Origin of the sequence: Bauldia sp., from assembly GCF_020442045.1 — a bacterium.
Taxonomy (GTDB): Bacteria; Pseudomonadota; Alphaproteobacteria; order Rhizobiales; family Kaistiaceae; genus Bauldia.
The window spans coordinates 1-14,844 of record NZ_JAGRLA010000036.1 but is presented as its reverse complement, the minus strand read 5'-3'; the positions used below and the strand labels follow the sequence as shown (position 1 = coordinate 14,844).

The following is a 14,844-nucleotide window of genomic DNA, read 5'->3' as shown; positions in this document are numbered from 1 at the left end:
GTCGAGTACCAGAAGCTCGTCAATCTCGGCAATGCCGGGTCGCTGCTGGGCGGTGCGCGCGTCGAAAGCCAAAGCGCCATGGGCACGCAGAGCGACCTGACCGATCCGACCTTCGACAACAACCTTCTGCTCTATGCGGGCTATCTGCTCTACCAGTTGCCGGTCGGGGAGAGGCTCAATCTCTCTTTCGCCGGGCGGTATGACGGCGAGGTCGATGGCCAGGGCTTCACCACCGGGCGGGCGACGGCCCATTACGCGATGCCCGGGATCGGCGCGGCGATCCGCGGCAGCATCGGCACCGGGGCGAAGCGGCCGACGGCTTTCCAGATCGGCTACAATCCCGACCTCAAGGCGGAGACCAGCGTCGGTGGCGACCTCGGGATCGAGAAGTCTCTCCTCGCGGGGCGCCTGACCGTGTCGGCGACCGGGTTCTGGAACAAGATCGACCACATGATCGACTGGGATTTCACGCTGCCGCCATGGGGCAACTACTCGAATATCGACAAGGTGGAGACCTCGGGCGTCGAGATCGGGGCGGACGCGATGATCGTGCCCGGCCTGTTCAGGGCCAAGGCGACATACACCTATCTTGATGCCCGCAACCTGACGACCGACATGCAGCTTGGCAGGCGTGCCCAGGATACGGGCTCGCTGTCACTGATCTATACCGGCATCCACAACCTCGAGGCGTCGCTGATCGCGACCTATGTCGGGCCGCGCTACGACGACGACGCCAATACCGTGAAGCTCGATCCCTATACGCGGATCGACCTCTCGGCCAACTACCGGCTGACGCGCACGACGACGATCTACGGGCGGGTGGAGAATCTGCTCGACACGCCCTATGAGGACGCCGCGGGCTATAACAGCGCCGGGCTTTCGGCCTATGCCGGGCTGAAGTGGAGCAACTGACGGGGGACGGATGACGTTTGCTGCGGGGGGGCGGAGGGATGGTCGCCTGATCGCCGCCCTGGCGCTGCTGGTCGTCATCCTGTTCTTCGTCTCCCTCGGTGTCGGGCCGGTCTGGCTTTCTCCCGGCACGGTGGCTAGGGCGCTGGTCGGCGATGGTGGCGAGGCGGCGCGGATCATCGTCATCGATATCCGGCTGCCGCGGGCGCTGCTCGCCGTGATGATCGGTGGAACGCTGGGCCTCGCCGGCGCGGCGCTGCAGGGGCTCCTTCGTAATCCGCTGGCGTCGCCATCGCTGTTCGGCGCGCCGGCGGCGGCGGCCTTCGGGGCGGTGAGCGTCATTTCGCTCGCACTGGTCGATGTCCTCTCGATCGCGCTTCCGGTCGCGGCGATCATCGGCGCCCTGGTCTCGGTCGGGCTGCTGCTGCTGGTGGCGGGACCGAGGGCGAGCCTCCTCGTCCTGATTCTCGCCGGCCTCGCCGTCTCCAGCCTCGCCGGGGCGGGGACAGCGCTCGCCCTCAACCTTGCGCCGAATCCGTTTGCAGCACTTGAAATCGCCTTCTGGCTGCTCGGGTCGCTGGAAGACCGCAGCATGCGGCACGTGATCATCGCGCTGCCGTTCATGGCGGTCGGGGCCGTGCTGCTGATATGGGACCGACGCGCGTTCCGGGCCCTGACACTTGGTGAGGAAGCGGCCGAGAGCCTCGGTTTCGACCTTGCCGGTATCCGGCTGCGGGTCGTCGCCGGGGTAGCGGCGGCTGTCGGGGCAGGGGTGGCCGTGGCAGGATCGATCGGCTTTGTCGGGCTGGTCGCACCGCATCTCGTGCGACCGCTGGTCGGCCATGATCCCGGGCGGCTGATGGTTCCCGCGGCGCTTTCCGGGGCGGCGCTGCTGCTCGCCGCCGATATCGCGGTTCGGCTCATCCCCTCGGCCAGCGAGATCAAGGTCGGCGTGCTGACGGCGCTGATCGGCGCGCCGTTCTTCATCATACTGATCCTCAAGCGACGTGGCGAACTGACCGGAGCATCGGTATGAACGCCGAAGCGTCTGTCATCGAGGCGAGCGGCCTTTCGGTCTCGTTCGGCGGGACACCGATCCTCTCCGACATCGCGTTCGAGGCCCGGCACGGGGAGTTTCTCGCGGTTGTCGGTCCGAACGGTGCGGGCAAGACCACACTGCTCAAGGCGTCGGCCGGCCTGCTCGAGTCGAGCGGGGCAGTCCTGTTGGGCGGGGCGCCGATTGAAGGACTTTCCCGAAAGCAGAGGGCTCAGCGTCTCGGGTATCTGCCGCAGGGGCACGTCTTCCACTGGCCGCTTTCGGTCGCGGAAGTGGTCGGGCTCGGACGGCTGCCGCGCGGCGCGGGCGCCGACCTTTCCGAGGAGGACCGGATAGCGGTTGCCCGGGCGATGGAGGAGACCGGGGTTTCCGGCTTCGCCGACCGCGCGGTGACGACGCTTTCCGGCGGCGAGAGGGCGCGCGTGGCGCTGGCAAGGGTGCTGGCGACGGAAGCGCCCCTGATTCTCGCCGACGAGCCGACCGCGTCACTGGATCCGCGCTACCAACTGATCGTCCTCGATATCCTGAAGCGCCATGCCGCCAAAGGCGCCGTCATTTCCGTGCTCCACGATCTCGGCATGGCGGCGCGCTACGCTGACCGGGTGCTCGTTCTGGACGAGGGGCGGGTGGTCGCTTCGGGGCCGCCGCGCGACGTGCTGAGCGAAGAACGGCTGGGCAAGACCTTCGGCGTTCGCGCCGATATTCTCGAACGGAACGGTGCCGTGGTTGTCGTGCCGCGGTCTGTCATCTGAGAGCGCGGCAGCGCCGGGATGTCTGGAGGCCTCGCCCGGAATCGAACCGGGGTGCACGGATTTGCAGTCCGCTGCGTAACCACTCCGCCACGAGGCCATCCGATGAGCGAGCATGTAAATGCTTGCCGCGCTTTAGGCAACAGGTGCGTCGGCGTAAGTTGGCCTGCGCCGGATTGCCGACTTGTCACCCGCAGTGGGCGCGGGTAGGAACGGACTAGCTTTGGGCCGTTTTCTTGAGAATCGACACCATGACCGATTTCGCCAGTGCGCGGGCCACGATGGTCGACACGCAGATTCGAACCGAGGGTGTCACCGATCATGACGTCCTGCGCGCCATGGCCGAGATTCCCCGGGAGAGGTTTCTTCCGGCGGCGTCGCGGCAGTTCGCCTATATCGACGACGATATCCTGGTCGCCGAGCCGGCAGCCGGCAGGCCCGCCCGGTATCTGATGCGGCCGACGCCCCTCGCGCGCCTGATGCAGGAGGCTGAGATCGGCCAGTCCGATTTTGTTCTGGTCGTAGGGTGTCCGACCGGCTATTCGGCAGCGATCCTCGCACGACTTGCCGGTTCGGTGGTCGCGCTCGAGTCGGACGAGGAACTCGCCGCCAAGGCATCCGAAAATCTCCTCGACCAAGGCATTGACAATGTTGCGGTGGTGACCGGCCCCCTCGAGGCGGGCTATCCGTCGGAGGGGCCGTATGATGTCATCCTGCTCGGCGGCGCAGTGGAGACCGTGCCGCAGAACCTGTTCGATCAGCTCAAGGAAGGCGGACGCCTGGTGGCCGTTGTCGGCTACGGCCGGGCGGCGCCCGCGATGGTCTACACCCATACGGACGACGATTTCGGGGGGCGCGCCGTGTTCGACGTTCATTTGCCGCCGCTGCCAGGGTTCCAGGCGCCAAAGTCGTTCGTCTTCTAGAGCCGGTTTCCACCTGCGAGGTCGAACGGCTCGTGTTGTTTCCTCGTCGCACCATCGGTCTTTTCGCCATGCCGGGCGCTGGAGCGTTTGACGGAGGGGCCAAGGCGACTAAAGTAGCCGCAGTTGGGCAGAGTTGAGTGGCATCCGGCGATCGCCGCTAACGCCAGTGTTGAGGGGGCCCGTAGTGTTATTCAGGCGTGGTATTTGGGCTGCGACGGTCTTTTGCGTTGCCGCGTCGCTTGGATTTGGCCAAGCCTCCGCTGAATCGCTGACCGCGGCGATGGCGTCTGCCTATACCAACAATCCGGATCTCAATGCGGCGCGCGCCGAACTGAGGGCGATCGACGAGGGCGTGCCACAGGCAAAGTCCGGATATCGGCCGCGCATCTCGGTCACCGGAGACTATGCCTTCCAGACAACCAAGTCGATCCTCGGGACAAGCTGGTCGACGGCGACCAATCCGAGGGGGGTGAGCCTCTCGGTGGAACAGCCCATCTTCCTCGGCTTTCGGACCAAGAATTCGGTGAACATGGCCGAAACTTCGGTCAGGGCGGCGCGCGAGCAGCTCAAGCTGATCGAGCAGCAGGTTCTGTTCAATACCGTCTCGGCTTTCATGGACGTCGTCCGGGCGCAGGTGGTCGTCAATCTGACCACCCAGAATGTCGAATTCCTTCGCGAGCAGGTGCGGGCCGCGAAGGACCGCCTCGATGTGGGTGAGGGTACCCGGACCGACGTCGCGCAGACCGAAGCCCGGCTGTCGCAGGGGATGTCCGACTATGCCGCCGCGGTTTCCGAGCTCAACCGCTCGATCGCGACCTATGTGCAGGTCGTCGGCCACAAGCCGGCCAAGCTTGGTTCGATCAATGGTGTCGAGAAGCTGGTGCCGAGCACCCTCGATGCCGCGCTGGCCATGGCTCAGAAGCAGCACCCGGCCATCGTCGCGGGGCTCTATAATATCGACGTCGCGTCATGGAACGTGCGGATCAGCGAGGGGGCGCTGTTGCCGAGTGTCTCGGTGAGAGGATCGGTCACCCACCGCGACGACGCCAGCTACAAGGGAAGCTGGAATGATTCCGCGGCGATCACGGGCGTCCTGAGCGTCCCGATCTACCAGGGCGGCGAAGTTGCCTCCAACGTGCGTCAGCGCAAGGAAACCCTCGGTCAACGGCGCATTGAACTCGATGCGGCTCGTGCCGAGGTCCGCCAGACCCTGATTTCGGCCTGGGGATCGCTGGACGCGGCGCGCGCCGTGGTGCGCTCGGCGGCGGCCCAGGTTTCCGCCCAGCAGCTCGTCCTTTCGGGCGTCATCGAAGAGCGGCGCGTCGGCCAGCGGACGACGCTGGACGTCCTCAATTCGCAGCAGGACCTGCTCGCAGCCCAGGTCGAACAGGTCACCGCTCAGCGCGACCGGGTGGTTGCGGCTTATGGCCTGGTCGCCGCCGTCGGCAGGCTCAACGCGCAGGCGCTCGGGCTTCCGGTCACGGTCTACGATCCCACCGAGCATTACGATGCGGTGAAGGACAAGTGGATGGGGCTCCGGACTCCGGACGGCCGCTGATCCAGGACGGTTTTCCGCCGCCGGCAACCGATTCCGCGGGGATTCCGCCCCGGCGCCGACTCAGCTAGTCTGTTGAAACTCGGCGAATCATCCAGGCGGAAGGCGGCATGACCAAATCAGGTCAGGCACAAGACGAGGCGATGGACGCGATTCTTGCCTCCATCCGGAGCATGATGTCGGACGGCGAGGAGAGCCCGGCCCCTGCCGCGGCATCGACCGATCCGATTCCGGTCAACAACGTCACACCGATGTTTTCGCCGCCGACCGCGACCGCCATGGCCATGCCGAGCGTCCAGCCTCGGGAAGAGCCCGCGATCGAGGTCGAGGATGCTCCGCCTGCCGGTGAGCTATCCGAGCCGCGCCGGGATACTGCCGTCGAGCGGGCGATGGCGCGGGCGATGGAAGAGGCGCGCGCCGAGATCAGGCGGGACGAGACGGCCGTCGGCGAGAGCCGGCCGGATCGTCGCGAGGAACCGGTGCGTCCCGCGTCGGTCGCGGTTGTCGAGGAGACGGGGGAGGTCGGGGAGCCGGCGGTCGAGCCTTTTCCGGCGTCCCTGCCACCGGAGATCGCTATGCGCGATGCCGCTCCGCAACCGTTGCTTTCCAGCGCGGCGGATGCGGCGGTCTCCGGTTCCTTTCACGAACTCGCGACCTCGGTCCTTTCGGGAAGCGGCCGGACGATCGACGATCTGGTGGAGGATCTTCTGCGGCCGATGCTCCGCGACTGGCTCGACGACAACCTGCCGTCGATGGTCGAGAGGCTGGTTCGTGAGGAAATCGAGCGGGTGGCGCGCGGGCGGCGTTAGCCGGCGCATTTCACACCGCCATTATTGACTTAGGCAAATCCATCCGATTTACACGGGCACCGCCCATTTTTCCGGATCGGACATGCTCGACAAAACCTTTGATGCGGCCGCGGTCGAGACGCGCGTCAGCGGCCTTTGGGATGAAGCGGATGCCTTCAAGGCGGGCGCCGGCGCGAAGCCGGGTGCCGAGCCCTATTCGATCGTCATACCGCCGCCGAACGTGACCGGCTCGCTGCACATCGGCCACGCCCTCAACAACACGCTTCAGGACATCCTTGTCCGCTTCGAGCGGATGCGCGGCCGGGACGTGCTCTGGCAGCCGGGGATGGATCACGCCGGCATCGCCACCCAGATGGTGGTCGAGCGCCAGATGATGGAGCGGCAGGAGCCTGGCCGGCGGGCGATCGGCCGGGAGAAATTCGTTGAGAAGGTCTGGGAATGGAAGGCCGAATCCGGCGGCTTGATCATCAACCAGCTCAAGCGGCTCGGCTGTTCCTGCGACTGGAGCCGGGAACGCTTCACCATGGACGAGGGGCTGTCGCGGGCCGTCACCAAGGTGTTTGTCGACCTCTATCGCCAGCAGCTGATCTATCGCGACAAGCGGCTGGTCAACTGGGACCCGAACCTGCAGACGGCGGTGTCCGATCTCGAGGTCGAGAATATCGAGATGCCGGGGCACCTCTGGCATTTCAAGTATCCGATCGAGGATCAGGAGGGCCGGTTCATCGTCGTGGCGACGACCCGCCCAGAAACCATGCTCGGCGATACCGGCGTCGCCGTCCATCCGGACGACGAACGCTACAAGGACCTGATCGGCAAGAACGCGATCCTGCCGCTGGTCGGACGCAAGCTGCGGATCGTCGCCGACGAACATGCCGACCCGGAGACGGGATCGGGGGCGGTCAAGATCACGCCGGCGCATGATTTCAACGACTTCGAGGTCGGCCAGCGCCACGACCTGGCGATGGTCAATATCTTCGACCCCGAGGCGAATGTCGTTCTCGATGGCAATGCCGATTTCCTCGACGGTGTCCCGGAACCGGAGGAGCTGAAGGCGACGATCGAAGCGGTCAACGGGCTCGATCGCTTCAGCGCGCGCAAGCGCATCGTCGAGATGATGGAAGAGAAGGGGCTGCTCGACAAGATCGAGGACAAGCCCGTCATGGTGCCCCATGACGAGAAGTCGAAGACGACCGTCATCGAGCCGTATCTGACCGATCAGTGGTATGCCGACGCGAAGACGCTCGCCCGGCCGGCGATTGCGTCGGTGCGCGAAGGCCGGACCGTCTTCGTCCCGAAGAACTGGGAGAAGACCTACTTTGATTGGATGGAGAACATCCGCCCGTGGTGCATTTCCCGCCAGCTTTGGTGGGGTCATCAGATTCCGGCGTGGTACGGGCCGGACGGCAAGGTCTTCGTCGCGGCGAGCGAGGAGGAGGCAAATGCCGAAGCGGAGGCCCACTATCGCGAGCCGACCGAACTGACCCGCGACGAGGACGTGCTCGATACCTGGTTCTCGTCGGCGCTGTGGCCCTTCTCGACGCTCGGCTGGCCGGATGAGACGCCGGAGCTCAAGCGCTACTATCCGACGACGGCCCTGGTCACCGGCTTCGACATCATCTTCTTCTGGGTCGCCCGGATGATGATGACCGGCCTCCACTTCATGGGGAAGGAGCCCTTCCGCGACGTCTATATCCACGCCCTCGTCCGCGACGAGAAGGGCGCCAAGATGTCGAAGACGAAGGGCAACGTCATCGACCCCATCGTCCTGATCGACGAATACGGGGCGGATGCGCTTCGCTTCACCCTTGCCGCGATGGCGGCGCAGGGCCGCGACATCAAGCTGTCGACCGGCCGCGTCGAGGGCTACCGCAACTTCGCGACCAAGCTCTGGAACGCCGCGCGGTTTGGCGAGCATTACGAGTGCAAGCGCGTCGCGGATTTCGATCCCGCCGCCTTGACCGAGACGTTGAACCGCTGGATCGTGACCGAGACGACGCGCGCCGCCACCGCGGTTGCCGCCGCGATTCAAGCCTACCGCTTCAACGACGCCGCCGGTGCGCTCTACCGGTTCACCTGGAACCTCTTCTGCGACTGGTATCTGGAACTGTCCAAGCCGGTCCTCAGCGGGGAAGACGGCGCGGCGAAGAGCGAGACGCGCGCCACCGTTGCCTGGGTTCTCGACCAGATCGTCGCGCTGCTCCACCCCTTCATGCCGTTCCTGACCGAGGAGCTGTGGGCGCGGGACGGCGAGGATGCGGAGCGGACGGTTTTGGCACTCAGCGAATGGCCCGAACCCGTCTTCGAGGACCCGGAAGCCGCCGACGAGGTCACCTGGCTGATTGACGTCATCTCCGCCGTGCGCTCGGTCCGCTCGGAGATGAATGTACCGGCGGGTGCCAAGGTCGAGCTTTCGGTCTCGGGAGCGGCTTTCGCGACGGCGGCCCGCCTGCAGGCCCATGACCTCTTCATCAAGAGGCTGGCGCGGGTCGAGTCGCTGGCGCTTGCCCGTGCGCCGGCCGAGGGCGCGGTCCAGATGGTTATCGGCGAGGCGACCTTCTCGATGCCCCTGGCGGGGATCATCGACATCGAAGCCGAGCGGGCAAGGCTGTCGCGGGAAGTGGAAAAGATCACCAAGGAAGTCGGCAAGATCGAAGCGAAGCTCGGCAACGAGCAGTTCATCGCCAAGGCGCCGGAAGATGTGATCGAGGAGCAGCGCGAGCGGCTTGCGGAGGCTTCCGCCCTGAAAGCCAAGACCGAGGCAGCGCTGGGCCGCCTGGCGCCGCAGGCCTGAGCTCCAGGATTTCCCGATCGGAGGCGGACGTGAAAAGGGCGCCCGGTGGGGCGCCCTTTCCTCGTATCGATGTCTGTCCGCCCGGCTACACCGAGTAGTACATGTCGAACTCGACCGGATGCGGCATCTGCTCGAAGCGGATGACTTCCTCCATCCGCAACTCGATATAGGCGTCGATCATGTCGTCGGTGAAGACGCCGCCAGCGGTCAGGAACTTGCGATCCTTGTCGAGGCTGGAGAGCGCCTCGCGGAGCGATCCGCAGACCGTCGGTATCTTCTTCAGTTCCTTCGGCGGCAGGTCGTAGAGGTTCTTGTCCATCGGGCTGCCGGGATCGATCTTGTTCTGGATGCCGTCGAGGCCGGCCATCAGCATCGAGGCGAAGGCAAGATACGGGTTGGCGCTCGGATCGGGGAAGCGGACCTCGACGCGCTTGGCCTTCGGAGAGCTTGCCACCGGGATACGGCAGGAAGCCGAGCGGTTGCGCGACGAGTAGGCAAGAAGCACAGGCGCCTCATAGCCGGGCACCAGGCGCTTGTAGGAGTTGGTGCTCGGGTTGGTGAAGGCGTTGATCGCCTTGGCGTGCTTGATGATGCCGCCGATGTACCACAGGCATTCCTGTGAGAGGTCAGCGTATTGCTTGCCGGCAAATATCGGCTTGCCGCCCTTCCAGATTGACTGATGGACGTGCATGCCCGAGCCGTTGTCGCCGAAGACCGGCTTCGGCATGAAGGTCGCCGTCTTGCCGTAGGCGTCGGCGACGTTGTGGATGCAGTATTTGTAGATTTGCAGCCGGTCGGCAGTGATCACCATGTCGTCGAACTTCATGCCGAGCTCGTGCTGGCCGGCGCCGACTTCGTGGTGGTGCTTCTCGGTCTTGACGCCCATCGCGGCCATCGTCGACAGCATCTCGGAGCGCATGTCCTGCAGGCTGTCCTGCGGCGCGACGGGAAAATAGCCGCCTTTCATCTTCATCCGGTGGCCGAGGTTGCCCATCTCGTAGTTCCGATCGGAATTGATCGGCAGCTCGACGTCGTCGAGCTTGAAGCCGGTATTGTACGGCTCGGCCGCATACTTGACGTCGTCAAAGACAAAGAACTCGGCTTCCGGGCCGAACACGACCGTATCGCCGACCTTGGTCTGCTTCATGTAGGCTTCGGCCTTCTTCGCGATGCCCCGGGGATCGCGCTCGTAAGGCTCGTCGGTCAGCGGCTCGAGGACATCGCAGACCACGGAGAGGGTGGTCTGGGCGAAGAAGGGGTCGATCGTAGCGCTCACAGGATCCGGCATCAGTTTCATGTCGGATTCGTTGATCACCTTCCAGCCGGCGATCGACGAGCCATCGAACATAACGCCCTCGGTGAAAGTTTCCTCGTCGACGATCGCCACGTCAAACGTGACATGCTGCCACTTCCCGCGTGGATCGGTGAAGCGCAAGTCAACGAACTTGACGTCTTTGTCCTTGATCATCTTGAGGACGTCTTTGGCGCCTGCCATGGTATTTTCCTTTTCCTGTACTTCGATGGTGTGATTGCAGCTGTCGATGGCCGGCAAGCCGTGGTGACAGCCTCAGTCGTGGCTTGGGTTCTGCTGAACGGATCTGCGTCTAGATGGCATCCATGCCGCTTTCGCCGGTCCGGATGCGGACTGCCTCTTCGATGCTGGACACGAATATCTTTCCGTCACCGATGCGCCCGGTCTGGGCGGCCTTGCGAATGGCCTCGACGGCCCTGTCCACCATCTCGTCACCCAAGACGACCTCGACCTTCACCTTGGGAAGAAAATCGACAACGTATTCGGCGCCGCGATAAAGCTCGGTATGTCCCTTCTGGCGGCCGAACCCCTTGGCTTCCGTGACCGTGATGCCCTGAAGTCCTACTTCCTGAAGCGCTTCTTTGACCTCGTCGAGCTTGAACGGTTTGATGATCGCCTCGATCTTCTTCATCTATTCCAATTCTCCGAAAGTGTGCGGCGGCGTAGACCGACTGCCGGCCAGCGCCGTGGTTTGCAGACTCCATGCCACTTCGCCGGTCGGTAGAAGCCGCCGGAAAATTAAGCTAGTCGGTGGATAACACCATGCTTGCCGTCTCAAAGACAGTCAATCGGTGATTAAGGAATATGCAATTGGCGAATAATTCATCAATTGACGAAGAGTGGGCCCAACGGTTCGAAACTCTTCTTGGCAGGGCCCAGGAAGAGGCGGTGGAGGCGGGGGCCGATCCCGTCGAACTGCTGACGCCCGGGGAAATGGGCGACGCGGACCGGCGCGCGATCGCCTCCGGCCTGCGGGGCTCGCTCCTCATGGAGCGCGCAGGCGCCGCCGTGGCCGCCGCCGCGACGAGGATGACCCCGGCCGGAGCGCGGATTGCTGTGCTCTGTGGCCCGGGCAACAACGGCGGCGACGGCTTCGTCGCCGCCCGCTTGCTGCAGGAGAACGGCTATCATGTTTCGGTCTTCCTGCTCGGCGAACGGCAGAACCTGAAAGGCGACGCGAGCCTCGCGGCGCGAGGCTGGACCGGGGAGGTCCGGGGTGCGCAGCGCGACTTCGCCTACGGGCATGACCTCATCATCGATGCGCTCTTCGGCGCGGGACTGGACCGGCCGATCGAAGGCGAGGCGGCCAGCCTCATCGATGGTGCCAACGAGAGCGGACTGCCGATCCTTGCGGTCGACCTGCCGAGTGGCGTCGACGGCGGCTCGGGCGCAATCCTCGGGCGCGCCGTCATGGCGAGGGAATCCGTGACATTCTTCCGCTACAAGCCCGGTCACCTGCTGCTCCCCGGCCGGCTCTTGGCCGGCCCGATTACCCTTGCCGATATCGGCCACGACCCCGGTATCCTGGAGGACATACGGCCGGCGGCGTTCCACAACGATCCCGCGGTCTGGATCGACGCGTTCCCGCGCCCGATGATCGACGGCCATAAATACGACAGGGGGCATACGGTGGTCGTCTCCGGTCCGCTGACCGGCACGGGGGCCGCGCGGCTTGCGGCGCGCGCGGCGCTGCGGATCGGCTCGGGGCTGGTGACGGTGGCCTCGCCGCCGGACGCTATCGTCGCCAATGCGGCGCATCTGACCGCGATCATGCTGACGCGGATGTACGAGGCGGAGGGACTGGCCGAGATTCTCGCCGACCGGCGCAAGAACGCGGTGGTGATCGGGCCGGCGCTCGGGGTCGGAGATGCAGCAATCTCAATGGTTTCGGCGGCACTGGAGGCAAGCGCGGCGGCGGTTGTCGACGCCGATGGATTGACGTCTTTCGCGGAGTCGCCGGACGCTCTCTTCATGCGGATACGGAATCGCGCGGCGCCGGTGGTCCTGACCCCGCACGAAGGCGAATTCGCAAGGCTTTTCCCGGACTTGAGCATCATGGCCTCCAAGCTCGATCGGGCCCGGGAAGCCGCCTTGCGCTCCGGCGCGGTGGTTGTCCTGAAGGGCCCGGACACCGTCGTGGCGGCTCCGGACGGCCTTGGGACAATCGCGGACAACGCGCCGGCATACCTTGCGACAGCAGGGGCGGGCGATGTCCTGGCCGGTATCATCGGCGGACTCATGGCACAGGGCATGGCGGCCTTCGACGCGGCGACCGCCGGGGTGTGGATGCACGGCGCGGCGGCGGCGCGGGTGGGGCGGGGGCTTATCGCGGAAGATATCCCCGAAGCGCTGCCGAACCTGCTGTCAAGGCTGGCCGACTAGGCGCGGGCGCAAGAAAGACGGTTTGGCGGCGTAGCTTTCCCTTTGATCGGGGCGAAGTCAGTTGTTATAGAGGCGGCGCCTCGGCCGGGGCCGTCGCGGTCCGCGGGCGTGGCGGAACTGGTAGACGCGCGGGATTTAGGTTCCCGTGACGAAAGTCGTGGGGGTTCGAGCCCCTCCGCCCGCACCACCGCCTTCGGTCACATCATCGTTCAGGGATGAACGGATCGAACCGCGCGACACGAACGGATTTTTGCTGGTCAGATCAACCGGCCGGACGAACGGATTGAACGAGCGAATCAACGGAAGCGTGACACCATGCAAGTGACCGAGACACTGGCCGAAGGGCTGCGGCGCGAATTCGAGGTGAAGGTTCCCGCTTCGGAACTCGACGAGCGCCTGACAACCCGCCTCAACGAGCTTCAGGGTGAAGTGCGCCTCAAGGGCTTCCGGCCCGGCAAGGTGCCGGTCAATCACCTGCGCAAGATGTTCGGCAAGTCGGCAATGGCCGAGATCGTCCAGAAGCTGATCTCGGATGTCGCGCGGGACACCCTGTCCGAACGCGGCGAGCGCGCCGCCCAGCAGCCCGACTTCAAGCTGCCGGAAGAGGAGGGCGAGGCCGACCAGGTGCTGACGGGCAAGGCCGACCTGACCTACACCATGACCTACGAGATCCTGCCGGATGTGGTGCTCGGCGACTTCAAGTCGATCAAGGTCGAGCGGCCGGTCGCCGATGTCAGCGACGAGGAGATCGAGACCGAGCTCACCCGGCTCGCCGAGAATACCCGGAGCTTCTCGCCCAAGGACGGCAAGGCGGAGGACGGCGACCGGATGCTGATCTCCTATCTCGGCAAGATCGACGGCGAGCCCTTCGAGGGCGGAGGCGACGACAACGCCACCGTCCAGCTTGGCTCGGGGCAGTTCATTCCCGGCTTCCTCGACCAGCTCGAGGGCATGTCGGCGGGCGGGGAAAAAGTCATCACCGTGACCTTCCCCGAAGACTATGGGGCAGCCCATCTCGCCGGCAAGGAAGCGACCTTCGACATCGCGGTGAAGGAGGTCTCGTCCCCCGATCCGGTCCAGATCGATGACGAGCTGGCGACCAAGGTCGGCGTCGAGAACCTCGATCAGCTTCGCGACGCGATCCGCCAGCAGCTCCAGAACCAGTATGGCATGGCGACGCGCCAGAAGGTGAAGCGCCAGATCCTCGACCAGCTCGACGAGCTCCACACGTTCGATCTGCCGCCGCGGATGGTCGAGCAGGAATTCGACAACATCTGGCGGCAGGTGACGACCGAGCTCAGCGAGTCGCAGAAGACCTTCGAGGACGAGAACACGACCGAGGAGGCGGCGCGCGCCGATTACCAGAAGATCGCCGAGCGCCGCGTGCGGCTCGGGCTCGTGCTCTCCGAGATCGGCGAGAAGAACAACATCGACGTGACCGAGGAAGAGGTGCAACGGGCGCTTTCCGCCCAGCTCCGCCAGTTCCCCGGACGCGAGAAGGAGCTTGTCGAATATTACCGCTCCAATCCGGACGCGGTGGCGTCGCTGCGGGCGCCGATCTACGAGGAGAAGGTCATCGACTTCCTCCTCGAACTGGTCAACGTCACCGACAAGACCGTCTCGCGCGAGGAGCTGATGCGCGACGACGAGGAAGAGACCGCCGCCGCCTCGTAGGCGGCCGCCCCCTCGGCGGCGTTGACCCGGATTCCGAGGTCGCAGACACGCGGCCGCGACGGTGTCATGATCGTCGCGGTCGATGCCTGTCCTGCCGGACGGCCCGATTCCTTGACAGAGTGTTAATATCTTCCGGCACCAATGGCCGTCCGCCCGGCGGGCATCGCCCCGTCGCCAGGGCCGTCGAGGAGGAAGACAATGGTCAAATTCGCAGCGGACGTAGCCGTCAACACCCAGAAGCTGTCGGAGCTCAGCCTCCTGTCGCATTTCACCGACATGAAGCTGATAAACCGCACCCACAAGACGGTGACGGCGATCGACGAGGACGCAGGCGTCACCTTCCGGATGCACGGGCACGGGCTGGTCTATAACGGGAGTGTCCCCAAGGTCGGCGTCATCACCTCGATCGACGTGGTGATCAACGGCGACGTCCAGTACGAACTCAGCAAGTTGCTCCTCTCGGTGAGCAACATGGACCACTATTTCAGCAAGAATTTTCCCGGCCTCAGCAAGAAGATCTTCTCGAGCAGCGACAATATCAAGGGATCGGAAGACGACGACGTTCTCTACGGCTACAAGGGGCAGGACAAGATCAACGGCAATGACGGCGACGACGTCATCAACGGCGGCAAGGGCGCCGACAAGGTCAAGGGCGGCGTCGGCAACGACTCGATCCTCGG

General features: G+C 64.9%; 11 protein-coding genes, 2 tRNA genes and 1 pseudogene. 11 read left to right on the top strand and 3 right to left on the bottom strand.

Going from position 1 to position 14,844, the window contains the following annotated elements:
* The 3 genes from KDJ86_RS04455 to KDJ86_RS04445 all read left to right on the top strand — a co-directional run.
* On the top strand, positions 1 to 912 hold a 912-nt coding region (locus KDJ86_RS04455), incomplete at its 5' end, for a TonB-dependent receptor domain-containing protein (RefSeq protein ID WP_291743440.1).
* Between the two features lie 10 nt (positions 913 to 922).
* Complete coding sequence (locus KDJ86_RS04450) at positions 923 to 1,945, top strand: FecCD family ABC transporter permease (protein WP_291743439.1); 1,023 nt, start codon at positions 923 to 925, stop codon at positions 1,943 to 1,945.
* Positions 1,942 to 2,718 (top strand): ABC transporter ATP-binding protein, encoded by a 777-nt coding sequence (locus KDJ86_RS04445; RefSeq protein WP_291743438.1) that lies wholly within the window; start codon positions 1,942 to 1,944, stop codon positions 2,716 to 2,718. The genes KDJ86_RS04450 and KDJ86_RS04445 overlap by 4 nt, the downstream gene beginning before the upstream one ends.
* Before the next feature lie 23 nt (positions 2,719 to 2,741).
* Here the strand turns inward: KDJ86_RS04445 and KDJ86_RS04440 are convergent.
* Positions 2,742 to 2,815 (bottom strand) — tRNA-Cys (locus KDJ86_RS04440).
* A gap of 151 nt (positions 2,816 to 2,966) precedes the next feature.
* Between KDJ86_RS04440 and KDJ86_RS04435 the strand changes: the two genes are divergently transcribed.
* From KDJ86_RS04435 to KDJ86_RS04420, 4 genes are all read left to right on the top strand, one after another.
* Positions 2,967 to 3,638, top strand: coding sequence for a protein-L-isoaspartate O-methyltransferase family protein (locus KDJ86_RS04435; protein ID WP_291743435.1), 672 nt, complete (start codon positions 2,967 to 2,969; stop codon positions 3,636 to 3,638).
* 166 nt (positions 3,639 to 3,804) lie between these two features.
* A complete protein-coding gene (locus KDJ86_RS04430) occupies positions 3,805 to 5,196 on the top strand; it encodes a TolC family outer membrane protein (protein WP_521085255.1) in 1,392 nt (463 codons plus the stop codon).
* A 107-nt stretch (positions 5,197 to 5,303) separates the two neighbouring features.
* Complete coding sequence (locus KDJ86_RS04425) at positions 5,304 to 6,002, top strand: DUF2497 domain-containing protein (protein ID WP_291743433.1); 699 nt, start codon at positions 5,304 to 5,306, stop codon at positions 6,000 to 6,002.
* A gap of 82 nt (positions 6,003 to 6,084) precedes the next feature.
* Positions 6,085 to 8,796, top strand: coding sequence for a valine--tRNA ligase (locus KDJ86_RS04420; protein WP_291743430.1), 2,712 nt, complete (start codon positions 6,085 to 6,087; stop codon positions 8,794 to 8,796).
* 85 nt (positions 8,797 to 8,881) lie between these two features.
* On the opposite strand, the gene glnA is transcribed toward KDJ86_RS04420, so the two are convergent.
* Together glnA and KDJ86_RS04410 are read right to left on the bottom strand one after the other, a co-directional pair.
* Positions 8,882 to 10,291, bottom strand: coding sequence for a type I glutamate--ammonia ligase (gene glnA / locus KDJ86_RS04415; RefSeq protein ID WP_291743427.1), 1,410 nt, complete (start codon positions 10,289 to 10,291; stop codon positions 8,882 to 8,884).
* Between the two features lie 109 nt (positions 10,292 to 10,400).
* The gene (locus tag KDJ86_RS04410) at positions 10,401 to 10,739 is read right to left on the bottom strand and encodes a P-II family nitrogen regulator (RefSeq protein WP_291743424.1); all 339 of its coding nucleotides are present in this window, start codon (positions 10,737 to 10,739) and stop codon (positions 10,401 to 10,403) included.
* Positions 10,740 to 11,041: 302 nt separating this feature from the next.
* On the opposite strand from KDJ86_RS04410, the gene KDJ86_RS04405 reads away from it, so the two are divergent.
* The 4 genes and pseudogenes from KDJ86_RS04405 to KDJ86_RS04390 form a co-directional block, all read left to right on the top strand.
* Positions 11,042 to 12,490 (top strand): NAD(P)H-hydrate dehydratase, encoded by a 1,449-nt coding sequence (locus KDJ86_RS04405; RefSeq protein ID WP_291743443.1) that lies wholly within the window; start codon positions 11,042 to 11,044, stop codon positions 12,488 to 12,490.
* A gap of 102 nt (positions 12,491 to 12,592) precedes the next feature.
* A tRNA-Leu gene (locus KDJ86_RS04400) sits at positions 12,593 to 12,677 on the top strand.
* Between the two features lie 128 nt (positions 12,678 to 12,805).
* The gene (tig, locus tag KDJ86_RS04395; protein ID WP_291743421.1) at positions 12,806 to 14,164 is read left to right on the top strand and encodes a trigger factor; all 1,359 of its coding nucleotides are present in this window, start codon (positions 12,806 to 12,808) and stop codon (positions 14,162 to 14,164) included.
* Between the two features lie 198 nt (positions 14,165 to 14,362).
* Positions 14,363 to 14,844: pseudogene (locus KDJ86_RS04390) on the top strand (hypothetical protein); the annotation flags it as partial.